Annotated in this window: 17 protein-coding genes, 1 other RNA gene and 1 pseudogene; 9 read left to right on the forward strand and 10 right to left on the reverse strand. The window is 73.1% G+C overall.

Annotated elements, in window-relative coordinates; genetic code table 11:
- The first annotated feature begins 41 nt into the window (after positions 1-41).
- Positions 42-1,184 carry a magnesium and cobalt transport protein CorA gene (locus tag GGQ55_RS14655; RefSeq protein WP_179717888.1) on the forward strand — a complete coding sequence of 381 codons (1,143 nt, stop codon included), beginning with the start codon at positions 42-44 and terminating at the stop codon, positions 1,182-1,184.
- Here GGQ55_RS14655 and GGQ55_RS14660 read toward each other — a convergent pair.
- Positions 1,162-1,695: a methyltransferase family protein gene (locus tag GGQ55_RS14660; RefSeq protein WP_179717890.1), complete on the reverse strand. Its 534-nt coding sequence runs from the start codon at positions 1,693-1,695 to the stop codon at positions 1,162-1,164. The genes GGQ55_RS14655 and GGQ55_RS14660 overlap by 23 nt on opposite strands.
- A gap of 104 nt (positions 1,696-1,799) precedes the next feature.
- On the opposite strand from GGQ55_RS14660, the gene ssrA reads away from it, so the two are divergent.
- Positions 1,800-2,175, forward strand: a transfer-messenger RNA (tmRNA) gene (gene ssrA, locus GGQ55_RS14665).
- A gap of 90 nt (positions 2,176-2,265) precedes the next feature.
- Here ssrA and GGQ55_RS14670 read toward each other — a convergent pair.
- Entirely contained in the window at positions 2,266-2,700 is a 435-nt protein-coding gene (locus GGQ55_RS14670) for a MarR family winged helix-turn-helix transcriptional regulator (protein ID WP_179717891.1), read from the reverse strand.
- Positions 2,701-2,777: 77 nt separating this feature from the next.
- On the opposite strand from GGQ55_RS14670, the gene GGQ55_RS14675 reads away from it, so the two are divergent.
- Positions 2,778-3,428: a maleylpyruvate isomerase family mycothiol-dependent enzyme gene (locus GGQ55_RS14675; protein ID WP_179717893.1), complete on the forward strand. Its 651-nt coding sequence runs from the start codon at positions 2,778-2,780 to the stop codon at positions 3,426-3,428.
- A 154-nt stretch (positions 3,429-3,582) separates the two neighbouring features.
- Here GGQ55_RS14675 and GGQ55_RS27865 read toward each other — a convergent pair.
- Together GGQ55_RS27865 and GGQ55_RS14690 are read right to left on the reverse strand one after the other, a co-directional pair.
- A pseudogene (locus GGQ55_RS27865) lies at positions 3,583-4,101 on the reverse strand (UGSC family (seleno)protein).
- Positions 4,086-5,531, reverse strand: coding sequence for a thioredoxin family protein (locus tag GGQ55_RS14690; protein WP_179717899.1), 1,446 nt, complete (start codon positions 5,529-5,531; stop codon positions 4,086-4,088). Before GGQ55_RS14690 ends, GGQ55_RS27865 begins: the two are co-directional and overlap by 16 nt.
- Before the next feature lie 84 nt (positions 5,532-5,615).
- On the opposite strand from GGQ55_RS14690, the gene GGQ55_RS14695 reads away from it, so the two are divergent.
- A complete protein-coding gene (locus GGQ55_RS14695) occupies positions 5,616-6,479 on the forward strand; it encodes a patatin-like phospholipase family protein (protein WP_179717901.1) in 864 nt (287 codons plus the stop codon).
- 1 nt (position 6,480) lies between these two features.
- Positions 6,481-7,503: a lysophospholipid acyltransferase family protein gene (locus GGQ55_RS14700; RefSeq protein WP_179717903.1), complete on the forward strand. Its 1,023-nt coding sequence runs from the start codon at positions 6,481-6,483 to the stop codon at positions 7,501-7,503.
- A 13-nt stretch (positions 7,504-7,516) separates the two neighbouring features.
- Here GGQ55_RS14700 and GGQ55_RS14705 read toward each other — a convergent pair whose 3' ends face one another.
- Genes GGQ55_RS14705 through GGQ55_RS14725 form a run of 5 tightly spaced genes read right to left on the reverse strand, consistent with a single transcriptional unit; the run spans position 7,517 to position 11,707 of the window.
- Complete coding sequence (locus GGQ55_RS14705; RefSeq protein WP_179717905.1) at positions 7,517-7,927, reverse strand: TIGR03668 family PPOX class F420-dependent oxidoreductase; 411 nt, start codon at positions 7,925-7,927, stop codon at positions 7,517-7,519.
- Between the two features lie 7 nt (positions 7,928-7,934).
- Complete coding sequence (locus tag GGQ55_RS14710; RefSeq protein ID WP_179717907.1) at positions 7,935-8,945, reverse strand: LLM class flavin-dependent oxidoreductase; 1,011 nt, start codon at positions 8,943-8,945, stop codon at positions 7,935-7,937.
- Between the two features lie 27 nt (positions 8,946-8,972).
- Complete coding sequence (locus tag GGQ55_RS14715) at positions 8,973-9,863, reverse strand: SMP-30/gluconolactonase/LRE family protein (protein WP_179717909.1); 891 nt, start codon at positions 9,861-9,863, stop codon at positions 8,973-8,975.
- A 49-nt stretch (positions 9,864-9,912) separates the two neighbouring features.
- Positions 9,913-10,971 carry a MerR family transcriptional regulator gene (locus GGQ55_RS14720; protein WP_179717911.1) on the reverse strand — a complete coding sequence of 353 codons (1,059 nt, stop codon included), beginning with the start codon at positions 10,969-10,971 and terminating at the stop codon, positions 9,913-9,915.
- A gap of 34 nt (positions 10,972-11,005) precedes the next feature.
- On the reverse strand, positions 11,006-11,707 hold the full coding sequence (locus GGQ55_RS14725) for a TetR/AcrR family transcriptional regulator (RefSeq protein WP_218859283.1): 702 nt from the start codon (positions 11,705-11,707) through the stop codon (positions 11,006-11,008).
- Between the two features lie 89 nt (positions 11,708-11,796).
- Between GGQ55_RS14725 and GGQ55_RS14730 the strand changes: the two genes are divergently transcribed.
- Both GGQ55_RS14730 and GGQ55_RS14735 read left to right on the forward strand, forming a co-directional pair.
- Positions 11,797-12,474 carry a DUF4386 domain-containing protein gene (locus GGQ55_RS14730; RefSeq protein WP_246323818.1) on the forward strand — a complete coding sequence of 226 codons (678 nt, stop codon included), beginning with the start codon at positions 11,797-11,799 and terminating at the stop codon, positions 12,472-12,474.
- Between the two features lie 269 nt (positions 12,475-12,743).
- Positions 12,744-14,192, forward strand: a complete 1,449-nt coding sequence (locus GGQ55_RS14735; protein ID WP_179717915.1) for a sialidase family protein — start codon at positions 12,744-12,746, stop codon at positions 14,190-14,192.
- 36 nt (positions 14,193-14,228) lie between these two features.
- Here GGQ55_RS14735 and GGQ55_RS14740 read toward each other — a convergent pair whose 3' ends face one another.
- On the reverse strand, positions 14,229-15,983 hold the full coding sequence (locus GGQ55_RS14740) for a DUF2207 domain-containing protein (RefSeq protein WP_179717917.1): 1,755 nt from the start codon (positions 15,981-15,983) through the stop codon (positions 14,229-14,231).
- Between the two features lie 91 nt (positions 15,984-16,074).
- Between GGQ55_RS14740 and GGQ55_RS14745 the strand changes: the two genes are divergently transcribed.
- The gene (locus GGQ55_RS14745) at positions 16,075-16,254 is read left to right on the forward strand and encodes a hypothetical protein (protein WP_179717919.1); all 180 of its coding nucleotides are present in this window, start codon (positions 16,075-16,077) and stop codon (positions 16,252-16,254) included.
- 73 nt (positions 16,255-16,327) lie between these two features.
- On the forward strand, positions 16,328-16,666 hold the full coding sequence (locus GGQ55_RS14750; RefSeq protein WP_179717920.1) for a cupin domain-containing protein: 339 nt from the start codon (positions 16,328-16,330) through the stop codon (positions 16,664-16,666).
- Positions 16,667-16,716 lie beyond the last annotated feature (50 nt).

The following is a 16,716-nucleotide window of genomic DNA, read 5'->3' on the forward strand; positions in this document are numbered from 1 at the left end:
TCCTCGGCGTCCTCGTCCCCGCGTCGAATCGGGAGTCCGTCATGGCCGACCGCCGCACCCCCCTGACCGCCCTGTCCATCCTGGGCCGCCGTCCCGGCGTCGACGTCCGCCCCGCGCGTCCCGCGCCGGCCACGCCGGCGGCGGCGACCGAGACGCGCCGGACCTCGCGGCTGGTCGACAACGCCGTCTACTCGGCGGGCCGCCGGATCGCCACGCCCGAGTCACCGGCCGACAGCCGCGCCGAGCTGGACCTGGGGGAGGAGCGCCTCGCCTGGCTGGGGCTCTACCGGCCCGAGCCGCGGGACCTGGGCGAGCTCGCCGAGCTGTTCGACCTGCCGGAGCTGGCCGTCGAGGACGCCATCCAGGCGCACCAGCGGCCGAAGTTCGAGCGGTACGGCAACACGCTGTTCGTCGTCCTCAAGGCCGCCCGCTACGTCGACGAGCTGGAAGAGGTCGAGTTCGGCGAGCTGCACCTGTTCCTCGGCGAGGAGTTCGCCATCACCGTCCGGCACAGCGAGTCGCCGGACCTCTCCCGGGTGCGCCGCCGGCTGGAGAGCGAGCCGGACCTGCTCGCCAAGGGCAGCGAGGCGGTGCTCTACGCGATCCTCGACGCCGTCGTCGACGGCTACGTGCCGGTGCTCGCCGGCCTCGAGAACGACATCGACGAGATCGAGACCGAGGTCTTCCGCGGGGACCCGGGCGTCTCCCGGCGCATCTACGAGCTCTCGCAGGAGGTCCTCGACTTCCAGCGCGCCGCCCAGCCGCTGACCGGGATCCTCGCCGCGATCACCGCCGGCTTCGACAAGTACGGCGTCGACGAGGAGCTGCGCAGCTACCTGCGCGACGTCGCCGACCACGTCGTCCAGGTCAACGAGCGCGTGGACGGTTTCCGGCTGCAGCTGCGCGACATCCTCACCGTGAACGCGACCCTGGTTGCGCAGCGGCAGAACGACGAGATCCGCGAGCTGACCGAGACGTCGATCGCGCAGGGCGAGGAGGTCAAGAAGATCTCCGCCTGGGCGGCCATCCTGTTCGCCCCGACCCTGGTCGGGACCGTCTACGGGATGAACTTCGACGACATGCCCGAGACGCACTGGCACCTGGGCTATCCGTTCGCGATCGTGCTGATGCTGCTGGTCAGCGTGATCCTGTACGGCGTCTTCAAGCGTCGCGACTGGATTTAGAGGTCGCCGCCCCGCTCCACGCCCGAAGACGGGGGACCCAGGCGTGGACGTGGCGCCGGTACTCCCGGTACTCGTCGCCGTACTCGCCCTCGAGCGTGGGCTCCTCGTAGAGCTTCACGAACGAGGCCACCAGGAACAGCACGAGGGCCCCGTAGAGCAGCGTCCCCCAGCTCCCGAACATCAGGGCCTGCCCGAGGATGATCGACAGCACCGCCACGTACATCGGGTTGCGCACGTACCGGTACGGCCCGACGACGACGAGGTGCTTGGTCGGCATCGGGGGCGCCGGCGTCCCGTCGGCACGGGCGAACCGGACGAACGCGTCGAGCAGGACGACGATGCCGCCGGCGACGAGGACGGCGCCGATGATCACCAGCGGCGAGGCCCACCCACCGGTCCACGGGATCTGCCACCTGGTGATCGACCACGGGATCAGCCCGGCCACCACGCCCGGTGTGACCACGAGGAACACGATCGTGCCGACCCAGGCACGGACGCGCACGCCCTGCATGCGCGGAGGGTAGCGACGGCGGTCGGCACGCGGCTGGGTGATGCGCGCGTGGCGGCGGAACAACTCGGTGGCCCGGCCGGTTACCCTGACTGCACAACTGCACAGGGGGTGAATGGTCTCGACTGCGGTCGTTTGGCCAGGGGAAGCGAGCCGAGGAAGGCAACGATGAGCTCGTTAACCACGCGTTGCAAACAACACAAGCGCCGACTCCAGTCAGCGCGAGTTCGAACTCGCTGCCTAAGTAGCTAGTTCGACTCTGTCAGCCCGGGTTCGTCACCGGCCCGGATCCTGGCATCAGCTAGGTGACTGACCCTCCGCACCGGTCGCGGGTGCTGGAGGGGACATCAAACAGCGACTGGGCCCGTCACACCGGCTAGTCCGTGCGATCGGTGGGGCCGAGCAGAGACACAGCGGACTGCGCTCGGAGAAGCCCTGGACTGGCGTCGTAGGACGCGGGTTCGATTCCCGCCACCTCCACCCCGAACGAAGGCCGGGGCCACCGCGGACAGCGGTGGCCCCGGCTTTCGTCGTACACGGGCGCGGAACCGACGCGCTCGCCGCCGCTTTGGCTCACCGCCAGGGGTCGGTGATCTCTCGCAGATCGGTCAGGATGTCCCGGAGCTGCCTCATGCGTTGCTCTCCCAGGTGGGCGGTCCATTCGGCCTCTACCTCGGCGACGACCCGGCGTGAGGCTTCCACGCTGCGCGCGCCACGCTCGGCAATCCGGACAAGGCGTGCCCGGCCGTCGGCCGGGTCGGGGACGCGCTCCACGTAGCCGGCGCGTTCGAGCTGGTCGACCAGGAACCCGGCGCTCTGCTTGGTGATCCCGGCTTGCGCGGCGAGCTCGGTCAGCCGGCTGCCCGTCGACGCGATCCGTTGGAACACCCGCGCCTGCGCGGGCGTGAAGTCGTCGAACCCCGCAGCCGCTAGCCCATCGAACACACGCGTCTCCATCGCCCGGTACGGCAGGAACAGCAGCAGCCCGACGTTCAGCGCCCCGGTCATGGTTGACGATGCTAGAGAGAAGTAAGACACTCTGACGAGTTGGTCAGTCTCTCTCACCATCTCAGGGGGAATGCCCCGTGGAGCGCGACGAGAAGTGGGCAGTGATCGCCGGCCAGCGCCGGCAGCTGGCCGACCTGCTGGACGGACTCGACGAGGCGCAGTGCAACCAGCCGTCGCTGTGCACCGAGTGGCGGGTGAGGGATGTCGCCGCGCACATCGCGTTGACCCCGCAGTCGCCGGGCCTCCTGCGCATCCTCGGCATGGCATTGCGCGCTCGGGGCGATTTCGACGTGGTCAACCGGGACCTGGCGGTCGGGCACGCCGACCGCCCGAGCGCCGAGTTGGTTTCCGAACTGCGGCGGCTGGCCGGCAGCAGGCGCAAGCCGGCCATCACCACGCTGGACAATCTGCTCTTCGACACCCTGGTGCACGTCCAGGACGTCGCGGTTCCTCTGGACCGGACGGTCGCCATGCCGCTGGACGCCGCACGTGAGGGCGCCGACCGGGTGTGGCGCATGGGCTGGCCCTTCTGGGCCCGGCGCCGGCTGCGCGGACTGCGGCTGAGCGCGACGGACGTCGAATGGGCCGCAGGCGACGGCGTCGAGGTCCGAGGGCCGGTCCAGGCGCTGCTGCTCCTCCTCACCGGCCGGACCCGCACAGCTCTGCCCCAGCTGACCGGGCCGGGCGTTCAGTGGCTGGCCGAGGAGGGGGCGCGGTCGTCACGGTGACCGGGAGGTCATCTCCGTCACCGGCCTCGCCGGACGGGTCAGCCAGCCCGACACCGCCGGCGCAGGCCGCAGTGTGCAAACTCGCGGCGATTGGCCGTACCTGGGGTCTTCCTTTTCGCCAAGATCCCCCCGGCCTTCGTCTGCAGGTACGTGGTCAGCCGCCGGTCACCGCGGCCAGCACCGCCGGGTAGGCGGCACGGGCCAGGTGCCGCAGCTCGTCGTCCGTGCGGTCCTGGATCGGGTGCGGCACGAGGACGTGCGGAACCGCCATACCCAGCGCAGCCGACTGCGCGACGGCGGCGTCCGCGAACTCCGCGGAGGCCAGGAAGACCCCCACGACGCCTCGGCCCTCGAGGTCTGCGATGTCGTGCACACTGCACGACGTGCAGGAGCCCTAATCGGCCAGGGCTTCGATGACCACCTCGCAGTGGGTGGCGATCTCGTGCCGCAGGTCCACCGGTGCCGGCCGGGCGAAGGTGGGCTTGCGGTACCGGACGGTCCGCACGCCGTCGGCGGCGAGCAGCCGTTCCAGCTCGTCGATCAGCACGTCGCCGCGGCTCTTGGAGATGTCGAGCAGCCCGACCGTGCGGCCGTCCAGCGAGGGGGGCCGCGGGTTCACCTGCCGCGCCGCCGGCCGGCGCTCCGAGGTCGGGTCGATCAGGACGCGGGCCATGCGGCCTCCTCGATCGGGACGGTGACCGGCGAGCTGCCGGTGGCGCCGCTGGCCCAGCCGCCGACGACGGCCGAGAACATGCCGGCCGGGCCGCCGGCGTAGGCCACCAGCAGGCCGCCGGTGCGGAATTTCGGCAGCGGACGGTCGTCGAGCCCCGGAGGCATGCCCTCGGCGATGCCCAGCGACCCGCGGCGCAGCTCGTCGGGCTGCATCACCAGCAGCGGCTCGAGCTCGGCGAGCAGGCGGGCGCGGTCCCAGCCGCCCTCGCGGAACACCCGGCCGTGCTCGGGGCTGACGATCAGCAGCGCGTCCATGCCCAGCGCCGATTTGGGGTGACCGACCGTGCGCAGCACGAGCGCGTAGGTGCGGGCCAGCGACTCCGGTGTCCGGCTGGCCTGGTCCGTGACCGGGATCAGCCCCGACCCCGCGAACACGGTGACCGCCGATCCCGGGACCCCGCGGGAGGCGGCGAGCGGCTCGAACGGAGACAGCTCGTCCTCGGCCTCGGCGAAGCAGAACGTGAACTTGCCGGGGCTGCCCAGCGTCGCCCGGTCCACCTCGCCGGGCCGGCCGCCGCCGACGTTGCGCACCACCAGCTGCAGCGCCCGGCCGATCGTGGCGTTGGCCCGGTTGCCCTGGCCGAGGGCGTTGATGCCGGAGTTCATCCGCAGCCGCCGGGTGACCGGACCGTTGACGACCAGCACCGGCCCGGCGAAGTACGTCGTCGCGAGCACCCCGTGCAGGGCGAACTCATCGCGGCAGGCGGCCTCGACCGCGGCCAGCACCACCGGCAGGTGCTCGGGCAGGCACCCGGCGAGGACGGCGTTGACCGCCACCTTCTCGACGGTGCACTCGACCAGGTCGGGTGGGACGACGGCGACCACCTCGTCCGGCGCGCGGGAGGTGCCGGCAAGCATCCGCACCACCCGCTCCTCGGTGGGCGTGACGGTGGGCAACCCGTCGGTCCAGCCGCGGTCGTACATCGCCTCGACGTCGTCCTCGAGGTCGGCGAGCTCCACCTGCCGGCTGGCGAGGACGCGGCCGCCGTAGCGGCGGGCGAGCTCCTCCTCGACGCCCCACTCGACGCTGCGCGACCCGCACCCTGGCCGGTGCTCGGGCAGCCCGTCACCGAGCCCGCGGACGCCGGTGAACTCCTCCCACTGCGACCGCAGCCAGCCGACGACCCGCCCGGTCTCCACGCCGTCCTCGACCCGGAGCAGCGTGGGCACCGTCTCGACGCCCAGCCGCCAGCTGGTCTCCAGCTCGCGGTCGTCGACGACCGGCAGCCCGTCCGGGAAGGCGGGGTCGTCCTGGCTGTAGACGGTGAGCGGGACGGCGGCGGCGAGCTGCCCCAGCACCGGCTCGACGAGCGTGCAGGTGGGGCAGTCGCGCTTGACGACCGCCACCAGGCCGTCCGGCACCGTCGCCACCCGGTCACCATGACACACGCGTCAACCGGCCCGCCCCCCGCGGACGGTCGCGCACGCCCGAGCGGGATGGCGCACGATGCGTCCATGGCTTCGACCCCCGCGCCGACCGGCGGCACGGCGTTCGTCCTCGGTGGCGGGGGCGTGCTGGGGGCGGCCGAGGTCGGGATGCTGCGGGCGCTGTTCGAGCGCGGGATCCGCCCCGACCTGATCGTGGGCACGTCGGTGGGCGCGATCAACGGCGCGCTGGTGGCCGCCGACCCCACGCCGAGCGCGGTGGACCGGCTGCGCCAGGTGTGGGAGGACCTCGCCTCCCAGCGGATCTTCGCCGGGTCGGTGTTCGCCCGCGTGGGCACCCTCGTGCGCACCCGGACGCACCTGCACCCGCGCGAGCCGCTGCGGGACCTGCTCACCTCCCACCTGCCGGTGCAGACCTTCGACGAGCTGGCCGTTCCGTTCCAGTGCGTGGCCGCCAGCATCGAGCGCGCCGCCGAGCACTGGTTCACCGACGGCGCGCTGGTCGACGCGGTGCTCGCCTCGTGCGCCGTCCCCGGCCTGCTCCCGCCGGTCGAGGTGGACGGCGAGCACTACCTGGACGGCGGCCTCGTGCACAGCATCCCGGTCGGCCGGGCGGTCGCCCTGGGCGCCGACACCATCTACGTGCTGCACGTCGGGCGGATCGACCGTCCGCTGCACCCGCCGGCCAGCCCCTGGGAGGTGGCGCAGGTGGCCTTCGAGATCGCCCGGCGGCACCGGTTCGTCGGTGACCTGGCCGCGCTGCCCGCCGGCGTGACGCTGCGCCTGCTGCCGGCCGGCGACGAGACACCCCCCTCGACGGCCAACCTGCGCTACCGCAACTTCTCGCAGGTCCCCGAGCGGATCGACCAGGCGTACGTCGCCGCCCGCGACTACCTCGACCAGTTGGTCGCTCCCGAGGACGGGGCGGCCTGACGTGGTGCCCCCTCGCCCGGTCCGCCGCGTCTCCGGCCTGCTGCTCGTCGCCGCCCTGGCGGCCGCGGTGATCTCGCTGCCGGTCCTGGTGGTCCTGGCGGTCGTCGTCTCGGTGTTCCTGCCGGGGCGCTGGTACGCGCTGCGGCTGCTGGCGTTCGGACTGGTCTACCTGGCCCTCGAGGTGGCCGGGCTCACCGTCGCGGGGGTTCTGTGGGTGGCGAGCGGCTTCGGCCGGCGGATCGACGCCCCGGCGTTCCGGACGGCGCACTACACCGCGCTGCGGCTGATGCTCGACGTGCTCATGCGGACGGCCGGGCGGCTGTTCGCGCTGCGGGTGGTCACCGACGGGACGTCGTGGTCGCCGATGGACGACGGCGTGCCCGGCTCGGAGAACGCCATGGTGGTGCTCTGCCGGCACGCCGGTCCGGGCGACTCGTTCCTGCTCGTGCACACGCTCATGAACCGAGACCACCTGCGTCAGCCGCGGGTCGTGCTCAAGGACGTGCTGCAGCTCGACCCGCTGATCGACGTCTACCTCAACCGGTTGCCGAACTACTTCGTGACACCGGGCGACCACAGCTCGGAGGAGGCGATCGCCGACCTGGCCCGCGACATGGGGGACGAGGACGCCCTGCTGATCTTCCCCGAGGGCGGGAACTTCACCCCGAAGCGCCGGTTCAAGGCCATCCAGCGGCTGCGGCAGCGCGGGCTGGTGAAGGCCACCCGCCGGGCCGAGGCGATGCAGAACGTCCTCCCGCCCCGGCCGGGCGGACTCACCGCCGCGGTCCGGGCCGCCCCGCACGCCGACGTCGTCTTCGTCGCGCACACCGGGCTCGAACACCTCAGCACCGTCCGCGACCTCTGGCGCGGCCTGCCCATGGACAAGACCCTGCGCCTGCGGTGGTGGTTCGTGCCTGCGGCCGAGGTGCCGCGCGAGGACGCCGAGCTGACCGACTGGCTCTACCGGTGGTGGGCGACCATCGACGGCTGGATCGACACCAGCCGTCGGCAGGAGCCGCGCTGATGCGGTGCGGCGCTCATGCGCTCGACCACCCGCTCCAGCGGTCGACCCGCACGACGACGAGCGGCCCGGCCGGCGGGTCCACCCGGTACTGCGGATGCCGCTCGACCAGGGCGGCCAGGCCCGGGTCGCCGGCGTCCGGCTCGTCGACGACCGTGCCGGTGCCGTCGGCACGCACCCACCACAGCCGGCGCCAGTCCGCCTCGTAGTGGTCCACGAGCAGGGCGCAGCGGGGCTCGCGGCGCAGGTTGGTCAGTCGCTGCAGCTGCGTCGTCCGCTTGGGCTTGGCGTCGACGGCCAGCCAGACGATGTCCCCGGACGTCGCGAACACGACGGGGACGAGGTGCGGAGCGCCGTCCGGTCGGACGGTCGCCAGCCGGGCGACAGCGGAGGAGGCGAAGCGCTCGCGCAGCTCCGCCGTCTGCACGGTGCGCTCAGCCGCCCACGCCGGCCGCCGAGCGGCTGGCGACGTCGAGGAACCTCTCGAGCTCGCGCCGGACGTCGGGTCCGCACGGCTGGTAGACGATCTCGGTGACACCGCGTTCGGCCAGGTCGTCGAGCTTGCCGCGGACCTGCTCCGCCGTCCCGCTGAGCGTGGTCGGTTCCATCAGGGTCGATCCGCCCGACTCCCACGCCGCGCGGTCGGCCTCGTTGAGCTCGACGCAGTGCCCGGTGTGCACGGCGATGTGCCTCCGGTCCTGGGGCGTCCGGCTCACCACCTCGTTCCAGGCGTTCCCACCGGGCAGTCCGGCCACCGCCTCCTGGCCCCCGAACTCGTACGCACCGTGCCAGGCGAGCGCGGTCCCCGGGCCGCCGGCGAGACGGGCCCGCTCGGCGGTCGGGTCCTCGCCCTCGTCCAGGACGGTGCCCCAGGCCAGGTAGGAGACCCGCGCGAACTCGCGGGCGAAGTCGGGCAGCTGCAGCGTCGCGTACAGCCCGTCGGCCAGCTCGCGGGTGACCTCGGCGCCCTTCGGCCCCAGCGCGCTGATCAGGACGGGGACGTCGATCGGCCGGGCCGGCGCGTGGCCGGCCGGATGCATCATCTGCATCTGGGCGCCCTCCCACTCGACCACATCGCCGCGCAGCAGCCCCCGGTAGGCCCGGATGTACCTGGCCATGAACGACCACGGGATGCCCCTGTAGCCCATCGCCCGGCGTCCCGAGAAACCGGTGCCGAACGCGACCTCGACCCGGCCCGGTGCCATCGCCACCAGCATCGCCGTCGCAGCGGCGTTCACCATGGGGTGCCGCAGCGAGGGCACCAGGACGCCGGGTCCGAGGCCGATGCGGGAGGTGCGTTCGGCGGCGAGAGCCAGGCACATCCACACGTCGGGGCTGTTCTGCGGGGTGTCGTACAGCCAGGCCCGCGCGTACCCGAGCTCCTCCGCGAGCGCGATGTTCTCGTGCGAGTCCAGCGCGGTCGGGAAGGCGACCGAGACGTCCATGCGATTCCCCCTCTGCGATCGTCGGGACTAGGGGCGACCACCGTGCGGCACGTCGACCCGGCAGGAGAGCAGGCGCGCCTCGCGCGCGGCACTGCGAGCGGCGCGGTCGAAGTCCGGCGCACTGCACAGGAACAGCGTCCGTCCGTCGGATCCGCCGAGCATGCAGGCGAACACGCCGGTGCCGACGGGCAGTTCCTCGAGGACCTCGCCGCCTTCCCGGAGACGGAGGACCCGGCCGGCGAGCGCGTCGGCGACCCACAGCGCGCCCTCGGCGTCCAGACCGCAGCCGTCGGGGGCGACCTTCAGCTGCCCGAGTGCCGCCTGGAGGTCACGGTCGCCCGGCAGCTCACCGAACGACGCCCACACCCGACGGTTGGTCAGCGTGCCGTCCGCGTCGACGTCGAACGCGGTGATGCGGTTGCCGAACGTCTCGTCCACCAGCAGGACGTCGTCGTCGGTGATCACGCTGCCGTTGGGGAACCACATGTCGTCGGCCACCTGCGTGACCGTCCCGTCGGGGTCGACGCGCAGGAGCACCGTCGGCTCGACCGGGGCGCCGGCCATCAGGTCGAAGCCGAAGTTGCCGACGAACGCGCGGCCCTGCCCGTCGACGACCATGTCGTTGGGCTCGCCGGTCACGTGCGCCGAGAGGTCGGCGTGCGTGGCGAGGGATCCGTCGGGCTCACGGCGCAGCAGCCGGTTGTCGTGCTGGGAGACGATGAGCAGCCGGCCGTCGGGGAGCCACCCGAGTCCCGACGGCTGACCCGGCACCTCCGCTTCGAGGCGGAGGTCGCTGCCGTCCTCCCGGACCGAGAGCACCTGGTGGGTGTAGAAGTCCGAGACCCAGATCCGGTCCTCGTGCCAGCGCGGGCACTCGAGGTAGGACAGGCCGTCCATGACGGTGCCGAACTCACGCATGGCTCACCTCGCCGCCCGGTGATGCGCCGCAGCCTAACCCCGCTGCCGCTCAGGCGCGCACGTCCGCGACGACGACGGAGAGGTTGTCCTCCCCACCCCGGGCCAGGCCCAGTTCCAGCAGGGTGTCGACGGCGGCCTGCGGGCTCGCCCCGGAGAGCGCCAGCGCGGCGAGCTCGTCGTCCGGCACGTGGTTGAACAGACCGTCGCTGCACAGCACCAGCCGGTCGCCGGGCACGACCGCCCGCTCCACCGCGTCCAGCGGTACGTCGGGGCCGACGCCCAGCGCGCGGGTCAGGACGCTGCGGTGCGGGTGGCCGACGGCGTCGGCCTCGGTGAGCTCGCCGTCGCGGACCATCTGCGCGGCCACGGTGTGGTCCTCGGTCAGCCGCTGCAGCCCGCCGTCGCGCACCAGGTAGGCCCGGCTGTCGCCGACGTGCACGACGCCGAGCACGCCGTCGCCGACCAGGCCGGCGGCGACCAGCGTCGTCCCCATGCCCTCGGACCCGGCCGTGCTCGACCCGCGCTCCCAGACGGCGAAGTTCGCGGCGCGGACCGCCGTCGCCAGCTCGTCGAGCGAGCCCCCGGTGAAGCTGGCGGCGACCAGCTCGGTGGCCAGGCGCGAGGCGACCTCGCCGCCGGCGTGGCCGCCGAGACCGTCGGCGACGGCGACGAACCGGGAGCCGGTGACGATCGCGTCCTCGTTGTTCTCCCGGACGAGACCGATGTCGGTCCGTCCGGCGCAGTCCAGGTACGCCATGGTGTTCCTTCCTGTCGGTCGGTCGGCGGCGCAGCCGAGCAGGGCGAGCGCCTGGTCGAGCGCCTCGTGCCGGCGCTCGGCGTCGTCGCGGACACGCGCCGCCCAGGCGCGCAGCCGGCCGGGATCGCGGTCCCGGAGCAGCAGCGAGATCTCGGCCAGCGGGATCCCGGCGTCGCGCAGCGCGTCGATCAGCCGGGCGTCGCCGAGCTGGGCGGGGGAGTAGTAGCGGTAGGCGGTGTACGGGTCCACGGCCGCGGGCGTCAGCAACCCGCTCGCGGCGTAGCTCCGCAACTGCTTGGGCGACAGCCCGGACCTCGCCGAGAAGTCGCCGATCGGCATGAGCTCGTCCACGTCGGGCAGCCTGAGGCCTGACCGGCGGGCAAGGTCAAGCGGGGCGCGCCGCCCGATCGCGCGAGCTCCAGCCGCGCGCGTGCAGCCGCTCGGCGCCGTCGAGCAGCAGGTCGAGGGCGAACTCGAACTCGAACTCCTCGTCGCAGCCCGCGCCGACCCCGGACAGGTCGCCCCGGGTCGCGGCCATGGCGACCTCGAGGATGTGCGGGTAGCGCTGGGCGAACTCGGCCGCCAGCGCGGCCTGCTGCTCGGGGGTCAGCGGCGGGGCGTCGTCGTCCCGCGGCTCGTCGAACAGCTCGGGGCTGAACCCCCAGATCCGGTTGCCGAGCGCGTGCATCAGGTGGTGCGTCAGGTCCGCCGAGAAGCCGGCGGCGCGGAACATGCCGGTGACCGAGTCCATGTAGGCCAGCACGGTCGGCGTCCGGCGGGTGCGCGACTCGATGGCCTTGCGCGCCCAGGGGTGGCGCAGCACGACCCGCCGCGCGGAGAGCAGGCGGTGCCGGATCGCCGCCTTCCAGTCCAGCGCCGGGTCCGGCGGCTCGAACTCGTCGATGAGGACGTCGACCATCCCGTCGAGCAGCTCGTCCTTGTCCTTGACGTGCTTGTACAGCGCCATGGGGACGACGCCGAGGTCCTGGGCGAGCGCGCGCATGCTCAGCGCCTCGATGCCGGACCGGTCGGCGAGCGCGACGGCGCCCTGCAGGACGCGGTCGCGGTTGAGCCGTTCGCGGGGCACCGGCGCCTCCCTCCTTGACAGGTGTACACGGTACACCTACGGTCTCCGGCATGGTGTACGCCGTACACCTCGAACGGAGGAGGCCCTCGATGAAACGCAGAACAGCGATCACCGCCGGTGTGCTGTACCTGATCACCCACGTGACGTCGATCGCGGCCGTCGTCCTGTACGGCGGCCTCCTCGACGACCCGCTGGGCCCCGGGAGCGACACCCGCGTGCTGGTCGGCGGCCTGTGCGACGTGCTCCTCGCGCTGTCCGTCGTCGGCACCGCGGTCGCGCTGTACCCGGTGGTGAAGCGCCACGGGGAGGGCTTGGCGATCGGCTACGTCGGCCTGCGCACGCTGGAGGCGGCGGTCATCGTCGCCGGCGTCGTCGCGCTGCTCGCCGTCGTCACCCTGCGGCAGTCGGGCGCCGCGACCGAGCCCGTCGCCGAAGGCCTGGTGGCGGTGCGCGACTGGACGTTCCTGGTCGGCCCGGGCCTGGTCTGCGGCACGAACACCGTCGTCCTGGCCGCGCTCATGTACCGCTCGCGCCTGGTGCCGCGGTTCATCGCCGTCCTCGGCCTGGTCGGCGGGCCGCTGGTGTTCGGCTGGAACCTGATGTCGATGTTCGGCGGGACCGAGCTGTTCTCCGCCGTGGCGGTGCTGTTCGTCGCCCCGGTGTTCGCGTGGGAGATCTGCCTCGCCGTCTACCTGATCGCCAAGGGCTTCCGGCCGACCGTCGTCCCGGCCCCGGTCGTCGACCGCGAGCCGGTCGCCGTCGGCTGAAGCGGTCTCGCTCGGAGCCGGTGCTCCGACACGCCGGGGCCCTGTCGGCCCAGTTGCGGAGCATCTGGTGACCCACCTGTGAGCGGGCTATGTTGCGCCGCGCGGACCGATCGGTCTCGCCGGTGTGGCGGGGCCGATCGGACGGACGGGGCGCCAGCGGGGGACAGGTCCACCGGCGGCGGAGGGCCATCCGCCGTCGGATCTCCGACGCTGGAGGTGGTCTCTTGCGTACCGACCGCACTGCCATCATCGCGGGCGCATCGGCAGCTGTGCTGCTCGTGGGGGCGGGCCCGGCCGCGGCCTACCCGTACACCGTCGGGGCACCGGTCCTCGCCTCGGCGACCAATCCTCTGAACCCCGCCTGCACGGCCGGCGGGCCGACGGGGACGAACTACCCGAACACCGAGGTGGAGCCGTTCGTCGCGGTCGATCCGACCAACCCGAACCACATCGTCGGCGTCTACCAGCAGGACCGCTGGAGCGACGGCGGAGCCCGCGGTCTGACCACCTCGACGTCCCTCACCGGCGGGGCGTCCTGGTCGCAGACCGCCGCCAGGTTCAGCGAGTGCTCCGGCGGCGATCCGGTCTACGACCGTGCCTCCGACCCCTGGGTCACCTTCGACCCGGCGGGCAACGCCTACCAGATCTCGCTGTCGGTCTCCGCCGACCAGGTGACCTCGGCGATCCTGGTGTCGAAGGGTTCCCCGTTGGCGAACGGCGACCTCGCCTGGGGTGCGCCCACGACGCTGATCCGCGACGACGACGCCCTGCACTTCAACGACAAGGAGTCGATCACCGCCGACCCGACCAGGCCGGGGTACGTCTACGCGGTGTGGGACCGCGGCACCCTGCCGGGTGGCAACCGCAGCCTGACTTCCGAGGCGCACTCCTTCGCCTACCGCGGGCAGCCGATGTTCTCGTTCACGAGCGACTACGGCGCGACGTGGTCGACGCCGGTGGCGATGAGCAACGCGAACGTGTTCACCCTGGGCAACCAGATCGCCGTGCTGCCCGACGGCACGCTCGTGGACGTCTTCTGGAGCGGTCGCGGCTCGGGCGTGCAGCCCTCGCCGAACCAGAACTTCATCGGCGTGATGGTGTCCACCGACGCGGGGCGGCACTGGTCGCCGGTCAGCAGGATCTCGAACTTCGTCGATCCTCAGGGCTGCGGCGTCGAGGGGGTCTGCGACCCGGACAACCAGGTGGATCCGGTGCGCGCCGGGGTGGAGATCCCCGACATCGCGGTCGACGCGGCCGGGCGGATCTACGTGGTGTGGTCCGACGCCCGGTTCTCCGGCGGGACGACGCCGGACGTGGTCCTGTCCACGTCGACGAACGGCCGGACCTGGACCACGCCGGTGCAGGTGAACCAGACGCCGGTGGCCGCTGCGGCCGCGTTCAACGCGACGGTGGCGGTGACCTCGGACGGGACCGTCGCCGTTCTCTACTACGACTTCCGGAACAACCTCCCGGGGGGCGGGGCGACCACCTCGGTCGTGCTCGCCCACTCCCACACGGCCGGGGCGGCCTGGGAACCGGAGCGGTCGCTCTACCCGGGGGACTTCGACATGAGGAACGCACCGGTCGCCCGGGGGTACTTCCTCGGCGACTACCAGGGGTTGACCGCGATCGGCCGCAACCTGCTCGCCTTCTTCTCCGTGGCCGGCGCCGTCCCGGGTACGGCCGACGTGGAGGCCGTGTCGATCACCGCGCCGTGAGCCGATGGTGACGGTCGGCCGGTTGCCGGCCGGCCGTCACCAGGAGCCGCCACCCCCGCCCCCGGCACCGCCGCCGACGCCGCCCCCGCCGCCACCGGACGAGGACGACGACGGCGCGGTGCCGGCGGTCGAGCAGCTGTGCACGAAGACCGGGCTGTAGGCGGCATACCGGTAGTAGGGGTCGGAGTAGTAGCCGCGCCGCCCGGGCACGGTGGCCGTCGTCGCGAGCTCCCTCCAGCGCTTCCCCTGACCCAGCGCCAGCGCCCACGCCGTGTAGATGCCGAGCCGGCCGTTCCCGACCGCCTCGTCGATCGCGGTCGGCGGCGACTGCTCCAGGAACTGCCGCAGCGACTCCGCCTGCAGCCAGGTCGCCGAGCCGGCCGGCGTCAGCACCTTGAGCTCCCACCCGCGCACCAGCCCGGCGAACCCGGCGCCGACCAGCACGCCCCCGACACCGGCGAGCACCAGCGGCAGGGTCACCTGCTCGGCCGACAGCCACCCGCCGAGCACCGCGAGGCCGGCCCCGACCAGGCCCACCAGCGTGCCGAGCACGCGCACGAGAACGGTCCGGGAGTCGGCGGCGCCGTCCCACAGCCCGGAGGCCCGGCGCCACCCCGAGAGCTCCTCGCCCAGCTGCTTCCACATGCCGGCGAAGTCCTGGTCGTAGCGGCCGAGCACGACCACCTGCCGGCCGCGGAAGGCCGTGTCCAGCAGCCGCTGCGCGCCGGCGTCCCCCGGGGCGAGCCGCACCAGCGCCATGTCCTTGGCGTCCCAGCCCTCGCCGCCGGTGAGCTCGATCGTGCCGGCCACCGCCTGCTCGACCAGCCACGCGGCCTTGTGCTCGTTGCGGACGGCGTCGGCGAGCAGCACGCCGCCCTGCGCCGCTGACAGCCCGGCCGGCAGCGTCGGCGTCGGCGTCGCGTAGCCGCCGAGCTCCTCGAAGTCGATCCGCGCCTCCTCGCCCGGAGCGCCGAGCGACGGGATGCCGGTGGCCGGTACCCGCTCGCGGCCGGCCTGCCGGAGCACCCGCACGGTCAGCAGACCCACCAGCAGGGCCAGCACACCGGCGAGCAGACCGGGGACGGCGGGCGAGGTGCCGGTCGGCGGGGCGGCCGCGGCCTGCGACGGCGGGGAGGGCTGCGCCGGCGCGGTGGCCAGCGGTTCCCCGGCGGTCGCGTAGACGGTCACGCCCTCGCCGGAGGGCACCCGGTCGACGTGCGCCACGAGGTGCCCGGGCTCCGGCTGGTCGATCGCGCACCGGTCGGTCGACCCGGTCGTCCCGGCCACGCACCGCTGACCGGACAGCGACGTCGGAGCGACGACGTGCACCTCCACGTCCTCGATGTCGACCTGCCAGCCGGTGCCGACGGCGTCCCACGCGAACGCCCCGCCCGGGGCGACGCCGTCCACCGTGTACCGCAGCACGTACCGGTGCTGCCCGCTCACCGTCTCGTCCGGGTCGCCGATCTTGATCTGGGGTGGGAAGGAACCGGTCAGCGTGAACGAGTCGGGCGCGTCCGGCGAGCTGACCTCGATCGGCGCCGAGGTCCGCAGGCCGGGAACGTCGCGGAAGATGCCGTGCCGCTGGTGGCCGCCGAAGTCGTAGTCGATGACCTCCTCGACCTGCGCGCTGCCGTCGTCGGCGACCGTCGCGCTGACCCACAGCGCGGTGATCCGCTCGGGTGCGGCCACCGCCGCCACGACCGTCGTGGCGATCCCCACGACGACCGCGATCACCGCCAGGACGACGACGCCGACCACCCGCTTGCGGCGGGTACCGCTGCGTGCCACGAGGGACCTCCGATGCTGACGAACTCGACCCGGATCTTGGCGCATCGGCGCGTCGTGAACCCGTTCCGGGAACGCCGCCGTGCAAGAAGACATGTCCGTGCACACCCACCTCCTCCACGAGCACTGCCGCGCCTGGCGGGACATCGACGGTCTTCCCCTGGACGAGGTGCACCGGTTCGAGCACGTCGAGGCCGACCTCGGTCTCCTGCAGCTGAACCACTGGCACGGCCGGGACGGTGCGGTGCGCCGCGGCCGCCGCACGGAGCTCTGACCGCCCGGGCGACCGCGCCCGCAGGTCACCGGTCTCGTCGTCACCGGGGCCGGCTCCTGGCAGGCTGACCGGCATGGACGGCCTCTCGCTGACCGACCTCGCGCACGACCACCTCGCCGCCGCCCGGCAGGCGCACAGCGGGCGCAGCGCGCACACGGTGCACGGCGGGCACGAGTCCGCGCTGCGCCAGACCCTGCTGGCGCTCGTCGCCGGGCAGGCGCTCGGCGAGCACGAGAGCCCCGGCGAGGCCACCCTCCAGGTGCTGTCCGGCCGGGTGCGGGTCACCGCTGGTCAGAGCAGCTGGGACGGCCGCGCCGGCGACTACCTGGTGCTGCCGCTCACCCGGCACGACCTGACCGCCCTGGAGGACTCGGTCGTGCTGCTCACCGTGGTGGTCGGTTCGCGCGGTTGACCCGATCCGGTGATCATGATCGCGGTTCCCGTTGCGGGGAGGCCGGGGAC

The sequence above is a fragment of the Petropleomorpha daqingensis genome (assembly GCF_013408985.1).
GTDB classification, from domain to species: Bacteria; Actinomycetota; Actinomycetes; order Mycobacteriales; family Geodermatophilaceae; genus Petropleomorpha; species Petropleomorpha daqingensis.